This is a genomic window from Streptomyces sp. NPDC058221, assembly GCF_042882365.1.
Lineage (GTDB): Bacteria > Actinomycetota > Actinomycetes > Streptomycetales > Streptomycetaceae > Streptomyces.
On sequence record NZ_JBHVWF010000254.1, the window covers coordinates 1 to 6,517 of the forward strand.

Genomic DNA, 6,517 nt, shown 5'->3' on the forward strand with positions numbered 1-6,517 from the left:
GCCACCCACGACCTCACCGTCAACGGCATCCACACCTACTATGTGCTGGCGGGGGCGACCCCGGTCCTGGTCCACAACAGTGGCTGCGACTGGGACGTGACCAAGATCGACGAGAAGTACGACAAGCACGTGCACGGAGACGGGAAGCGTCCGGGCGAAGAGCCCGACATGCCGGAGTACCAGGATGAGATCGACGGTGTCGATGGATTCGACCGGTACCAGAAGGACGCGTGCACTCTGATGTGCGGCGAGAAGGGGCCGAACGTCCGGGAGGTCATCCGGTCCGGGGACGGTGCGGTCCTTCGCCTGGATACCTCGACCGGCCGGCTCGGCATCATGCAGAACGGGAAGATCACGAACTTCTTCCGGCCGGACGACCCGATCGCGTATATGGAGAAGGAAAGTGCCCGATAGCGTTCCCGAAGGCTTCTCGGAAGGCTTCGGCGAAGAGTTCTCCGGTCTGTTCTCGGCGGCCGGATGGAGAAAGCCGATCGGCCCGGCCGAAGCGCTGGACCGCTGGCAGCGTTTCGCCGATGACTGCCGGGACGGTTATCCGTGGGACGTCGAGGACTACAACAACGATCTGACACTGCGGAGCCGGCTCGCCGAGATCCTGCCGGTGCTCGAAGCGGCGGGGCACGCCGAGGCGCGAGGCCTGTCGGAGCAGATCGAAGGCGCCGACTCGCAGGTCCGGAACGTTCTGCGGAACGAGTCCTTCACCCGTTTCCCCGAGGGGGAGTGGTGGCTCCGCAGGTCCCCGGCGTACGCCTGCCGGAGATTCGGCACCGAGTTCCGCGAGACGTACGGTGTCGAGGTCGAGCCGCGGTCCCTGTTCGATGACGACGTGCGCGAGTTGGTCCGGCTGAGAGCGACGGGGCTGTCCGTCGCCGATGCGCTGATCCACGCGCGGGCCGAGCGCCTGTACGTCTCGGTCAACGACGGCCTCCTGTTCCGTGCGTTCCGGGAGGCGTTCCCCGCGGCGGGCAGGGCGCGGCCGGCGAGGAAGCTTGTTCTGAACTGGATCGCGGGCGGGGCCGAGGACGCCGAACTTCGTTCCGGACTCGCCGCACAGTAGAGGGGAGGAGCTGGGCGGATGCCGGGAGAAGAGAGGACGGCGGCGAGCGAACTGCTCACCGGGGACGAGATCCGACTGCTGCGGCGGGCGCTCCTCGAATGGGGCGGTCCGGCCCACTGCAGCGACCAGCTCGCCGTCGGCATGGGGTTCGCGGATGCCCAGGACCTCGTCGACCGGACCGGTCCGCTGCGCGACGCACTCGGCGACGACGTTCCGCTCCCACCGGCGGACTGGGCGCGTGTGCTGTTGGCCACGGAGATCGTCTTCGTCAGCGACCTGGCGGGCACGGGTGTCGAATGGCCGACGACCACCGGGCTGGCGGACGAGCCGACCATCCGGATGCTGCGGTCGGTCCAGCGGAAGCTGGGCAGGACCGTCAGGCCGTATTACGGGAAGAGCCCCGGTGCCTGACGCGGGGCCGGAGCCGGTGGGCCAGGACGTGGCGGTACGACTGGTGGACGACCTCGTGGCCCGCGTGCCCTGGTTCCGCGATCTGTACGCATCGCATGTGTTCAACGAGGACACCGTGCTCCCGCACGTCTTCTTCTGGGACGTAGCCCAGGAGACCGTGCGGTCCTACCTCGGTGCCGACGCCGACGCGCCGGACTGGCGCCGCACGCTGGAATTCCTTGAGGAGCAGACCGCACGGGGAACTCCAGGAATCGACGAGGTCGTCGTGACCTCGTTCCTGGAGTATCTGCCCTTTCCCGGGAATCCCGGGCACGCCATCGTCAAGGAGCTCGGCCCGGTCCTGGCGGCGAAGTTCGCACGGGTCCGACCCGCCGGGTGAGCCGGCTCGGGCGCAACGGGAACGGCGGCGCCGACCGCCGGGTCCTGCGGATCGCGCACGGTCCGGCAACCGCTCCGGATCAGGGCAGCTTCGCGGCCTGGGCGGTGACCAGCTGGGCCGGGAGCTCCGGGGTCTTCGGGTCGAGGAAGTTGGCCACGTAGAAGGTGACGACGGTCGATCCCGTACGCACCAGCTGGAAGACCAGCGGCACCTTGTCGCCCTCGATGCTCCCGGTCACCTGGTAGGAGATGCTCTCCTGGCCCGCCTTGGGCAGGTTCAGCTGCTTCACCTCGGTGTACGAGGAGGGGCCGTCCTCGCTCGACGTACGGAATCCGCCCGCGCAGGCCTTGACCGCGTCCTGGACGTCGCGCATCAGCAGCTGCGCGGTGCCTCCGGAGTGCGAGGTGAGGATCTCGGTGACGACGGTCTGGTCGTCCTTGCCCTCTTCGGACTTGTCCATGACGGTACGGAAGACGGTGGCGGACGGGGCGGGTTCGGGGGCACCGTTGATCACGGCGACCAGCGGTCGGCAGGCCTCGGTCTCGGACTTCTCGGTGCCGGTCTCCTCGCCGCCCTGCATCGGTGTGACCTCGTAGCTCGCCACCTCACCCGTGGTCAGGGCGGCCTTGGCCAGCTCGGCCTTGCTGAGGACCTTGCCGCTGCTGGAGGGCGTCGAGGCGGGGGCCGAGGCGGCGGAGTCACTGGCTGCCGGATCCGAGGCGGCCGACGTGCTCGGCTTCGCGGACGTGCCGGCCGCCTTGTCGTCCTTCTCGGACTTGTCGTCGGAGGGCCCGCAGGCCACGGCCGCGAGGCAGAGCACTGCTGTGGTGGCCGCCATGGCTGCCGTACGTGCCTTCATTCGTCACCGCTCCTGACCGGCGAACCGCTGACGCGGACGCGTATGCATACGGACTTGCACGCTAGCAACCCGACCGGCGCGGACGCTTGGGCCCAGGGACCCAACTCACGGCGGCCCTGAGCCGAGCAGCGTCCACGCCCCGTACCCGGCCGAGGCCGCGGCGAGCACCGCGAGGACCGTCACCGTACGGACACGGGAGTGCAGTGCGGCCAGGGCGACGGCAGGCGGCAGCAGGAGCGGGAAGGCGGGCATCATCAGCCGGGGCCGGGAGCCGAAGTACCCGGAGCCGATCAGCGAGATGACGACGACGGCGATGCCGTAGACGAGTACCGGGAGCGGCTGGCGCTGCCGTACGCACAGCCACACCAGCCATCCGAGCCCGGCCAGCGCCGCGCAGAGCCCGAGCGCCCCCGGCAGCGGCAGACCGAGGACGAACGAGGCGAGGGCCGCGCCGCCGTCGATGCTGTTGCCCCACTGCGCCTGGACGTCGAAGTAGGCGAACGGGCTGCCTTCGCGCACCGCGACGAAGACCACGTACGCGAGCCAGCCCACGGGTGCCAGGACCACCCCGAGCAGCATCCGGCCGTTGCGGCGGACGATGCCGTCGGTGTCGCCTGTGCGGTACTCGCGTACGAGGGCGACGGCGGCGGTGATCGCGAGGGCGGCGATGAGCGCGGCGGCGGAGGGGCGGGTCAGCCCGGCGAATGCGCACAGGGCGCCGGCCACGATCCACCGCCGGGTCAGCGCCGCGTACAGCGACCAGGCGGCGAGCGCGGTGAACAGGGTCTCGGTGTACGCCATCGACTGGACGAACGCCGTGGGGTAGGCCCCCCACAGCGCGGCCAGCACCACCCCGGCCCGGCGCCCGTACAGCCGTGCGCCGACGGCGAAGATCCCCCACCCGGCGAGCAGGCCCGCCACCCAGGCGACCAGCAGTCCGGCGCCTGCGAGGCCCAGCGGCGTGATCTCCGCGATGCTCCGCTCCAGCGCGGGCAGCAACGGGAAGAAGGCCAGGTCGGGGTGGATGCCACCGTCGGGGAGGACTGCGGTGTACCCGTAGCCGTGCTCGGCGACCCGCTGGTACCAGACGGAGTCCCAGCGCTCGGCGAGCAGATGGAACGCGTCCTTCCCCGCTGCGGACGCGGCTGCCCAGAAGACGACGAGACCGACGGCGCGCACGGCCGCGTAAGCACCGAGCGCCGGCGCGGCCCGGGCGAGGGCTGCGGCGGCACGTCCGCGGACCGGCCGGTGCGCCTGCCGGGGCTGTGGTCGCGGCAGGGCGGCGGTGGCCTGCGGGGAAGGATCTGCGGACATACGGCCGATTATCTCCGTGCCGGGGCGACCGGGATGTCATCACCGGACGCCCGGCCACCTCATCCCGGCGAAACACCTGCGTGACCTCGGCAAACAGTTCGCCGGCCAATCCCGCACCTCCCCGGAATTGTGGCTTCCGTCACAGCGGCCGGGGGCGTGCTCTGGTGAGATCACCGGATGCTCGGTCTCCTTCTCCGGTTCCTGCCCTTCTGGGTTCGCGAGCCCGTATTCATCCTGGTCGGGTCCGTTTTCGGCGTACGCATCATGTATCTCGCCATTCGCGATCACCTCGGGATCGCGGCCGCCATCGGCACGGCCTTCCTCGTGGCCACCGCCCTTCGCGTCCACACGGTGGTCCGTGCGCTGCGCGCACGCCGGAGCGGGAAGCGGACGGTCTCCGCGGACGGGCCGGCGGCGGGCACAGCGCCGCAGCCGCAGCCGCAGCCGCAGCCGCAGCCGCAGCCGCAGCCGCAGCCGCAGCCTTTGCCGCAGCCCGGAGCCGGGCCGGCGACGGTGCGGAAGGAGCCCAACGCCTGGGGACAGGCCTTCGCGGCCGTGGGCGTGTTCGGGGCACTCGCAGCCGCGGTGTGGGTGGCTCCCGGCATGGCGTCGGACGACAACAGCACCCCGGAGCCCGTCTCCTGTCCGGAGAGCACACACGAGAAGCTGCCGCAGGTGTACGCCAGGACGCCGAAGGCGGTGACCGGTGACGAACTGTGCAAGGTACTCAACCGGCCCGGCCTGTCACAGCTCCTCGGAACGCCCGACGAGAAGGCGACCTCGGCTTCCAGCGCCAGCGACACTGCGCTCTTGACCGACGGGAAGGTCGCCCAGCCGGAAGCCAAGGTCGAGTTCGACACGTACACCGTGGACTTGTCGGCCACGTACAACAAGCTGTCGATCGCCCAGTACGTGAAGCTGCTGAAGACCGGAGGTGAGGAGACCAGGACGGACACGGTTCTCGGCCGGCCTGCGGTCTTCTCCTCCGATCGCACCATGCGGTTCGACCTCAGCCTCGGAGGTGAGAAATCCAGCGGGCCCGTGGAGGAAGGCCCCCTGGCCAGGACGCTGTCCGTGGCTTTCGACCGGAAGGACGGGGGCGGCTACTTCGACATCACCGTATGGGGCACGTCCGGAGCCTTCCCCGCCGACAGTGTTCTCCTCGACATCGCAGAGGAGATCCTTCCGGAGGTCCCGGACCGGACTGCCCGGTGAGACCGCCCATCCGACCGTCCTCAGGCGTACTGACCCGCGGGGTCCTCCCACTGGCCCCTGACGACTCCGTCCGGGTCCGGCACCACGGCGCACCACCGCTCCACATCCGTGTCCGCCAGCATGAAGGGGAAGCCTTCACCGGTGACGTCCGAGAGATCGTCCGCACCACCGGGAAAGGCCCGGTAGGCCAACTCGCCCGGAGACGCCGGATCCACGAAGGCGGTGAAATCGTCTTCGAGCAGCTCGGTACGCGGCCGCAGATCAGGCTCGGTGCCCACGCACAGCAGAGAGCGAGGCCGCACCAGCCGGGCCACGTCCGCCGCGTTGCCCGGGGTCACCCGGAACCAGGTGCACCCGTGGGCGCCGTGCGCCCAGCGCTCGCACAGCAGGGTGAAGCGTTGTGACGCCTCCCGCACCGCATTCCAGAAGCTCTCGTCCGCGACGGCGGTCACGGGCTTCGACACTTCCACGGGCTCCGGTTCCGCCTGCCGCCACCGGAGGCTCAATTCCCCGCCCCCGAGCCCCGACAGTTCGGTGGCCGTACCGGATCCGACATAGAGGTGTACGGCCCCGTCCCATCCGGACTCGATCTGGAGACGCCCCGGACGGGAGAGCCGGCAGTACGGCCCGCTGCCGGAGACCATCGCCTCGACGAGGCGGACCGCCTCCGCCGGCCGGACTTCCACCCCGTTGCGCAGAGCCGAGCAACTGTCCTGAAGAGGTTCGCCCACCAGGAGCTCGCCGACCTCCAGAGTGCCGGCGGTGCTCTTATCGATCACCGTTGCGACGGCCGTGCGCAGGTCTGCCGCGTAGGCCGGCCAGCCGGGTGCGTCCGTCAGATCGTCCCGCACGCTCTGGCTACGAGGGCTGATGATCAGCTCACTGCTCACTTCGCCAGCCACTTGAGCCCCAGCACCTCTCCCTTGGACGACACATCCACACCGTACGTTCCGTCCCGGGCCGAGTCCTTCGTCGACTGGAACGGATTCCGGGAACTGGAGCCCTTGAACACGGCCTGCTTATTGTGCCCGGTCCGGTCGTAGGTGATGTATCGCGGCTGGCCGCCTGTCGCCTTCTTGTTCTCCCAGATGGGGGCTCCGCCCGCGGACCTCTTTTTGGTCTTCGTGTATCCCAGGTAGTCCGCGACATCGTCCGACTGCTTGCGCGTCATCGAGTTGCAGTTCTCGTTGTGGACGAGCACGGACGCCGCGCCGGCGACCACGTAGTAGGTGTGGATGCCGTTGACGGTGAGGTCGTGGGTGGT

Annotated in this window: 9 protein-coding genes; 5 read left to right on the forward strand and 4 right to left on the reverse strand. The window is 69.7% G+C overall.

Annotation, left to right across the window (positions count from 1 at the left end; genetic code table 11):
• The 4 genes from ACFVW8_RS37945 to ACFVW8_RS37960 all read left to right on the forward strand — a co-directional run.
• A partial coding sequence (locus ACFVW8_RS37945) for a hypothetical protein (RefSeq protein WP_389698403.1) occupies nt 1-414 on the forward strand: 414 nt, incomplete at its 5' end.
• Entirely contained in the window at nt 404-1,075 is a 672-nt protein-coding gene (locus ACFVW8_RS37950; protein WP_389698405.1) for a hypothetical protein, read from the forward strand. The genes ACFVW8_RS37945 and ACFVW8_RS37950, both read left to right, overlap by 11 nt.
• An 18-nt stretch (nt 1,076-1,093) precedes the next feature.
• Nucleotides 1,094-1,486, forward strand: a complete 393-nt coding sequence (locus ACFVW8_RS37955) for a hypothetical protein (protein ID WP_389698407.1) — start codon at nt 1,094-1,096, stop codon at nt 1,484-1,486.
• Entirely contained in the window at nt 1,479-1,865 is a 387-nt protein-coding gene (locus ACFVW8_RS37960) for a hypothetical protein (protein ID WP_389698409.1), read from the forward strand. Before ACFVW8_RS37955 ends, ACFVW8_RS37960 begins: the two co-directional genes overlap by 8 nt.
• Before the next feature lie 79 nt (nt 1,866-1,944).
• On the opposite strand, the gene ACFVW8_RS37965 is transcribed toward ACFVW8_RS37960, so the two are convergent.
• Both ACFVW8_RS37965 and ACFVW8_RS37970 read right to left on the reverse strand, forming a co-directional pair.
• On the reverse strand, nt 1,945-2,724 hold the full coding sequence (locus ACFVW8_RS37965; RefSeq protein ID WP_389698411.1) for a hypothetical protein: 780 nt from the start codon (nt 2,722-2,724) through the stop codon (nt 1,945-1,947).
• 105 nt (nt 2,725-2,829) lie between these two features.
• Nucleotides 2,830-4,038, reverse strand: coding sequence for a glycosyltransferase family 39 protein (locus ACFVW8_RS37970; protein ID WP_389698413.1), 1,209 nt, complete (start codon nt 4,036-4,038; stop codon nt 2,830-2,832).
• A 177-nt stretch (nt 4,039-4,215) separates the two neighbouring features.
• On the opposite strand from ACFVW8_RS37970, the gene ACFVW8_RS37975 reads away from it, so the two are divergent.
• Nucleotides 4,216-5,253 (forward strand): DUF6215 domain-containing protein, encoded by a 1,038-nt coding sequence (locus tag ACFVW8_RS37975; RefSeq protein ID WP_389698415.1) that lies wholly within the window; start codon nt 4,216-4,218, stop codon nt 5,251-5,253.
• 20 nt (nt 5,254-5,273) lie between these two features.
• Here the strand turns inward: ACFVW8_RS37975 and ACFVW8_RS37980 are convergent, their stop codons facing one another.
• Together ACFVW8_RS37980 and ACFVW8_RS37985 are read right to left on the reverse strand one after the other, a co-directional pair.
• Entirely contained in the window at nt 5,274-6,155 is an 882-nt protein-coding gene (locus ACFVW8_RS37980; protein ID WP_389698417.1) for a hypothetical protein, read from the reverse strand.
• Nucleotides 6,140-6,517: toxin C-terminal domain-containing protein (locus ACFVW8_RS37985; protein WP_389698419.1), on the reverse strand; the 378-nt coding region annotated here is incomplete at its 5' end. The genes ACFVW8_RS37980 and ACFVW8_RS37985, both read right to left, overlap by 16 nt.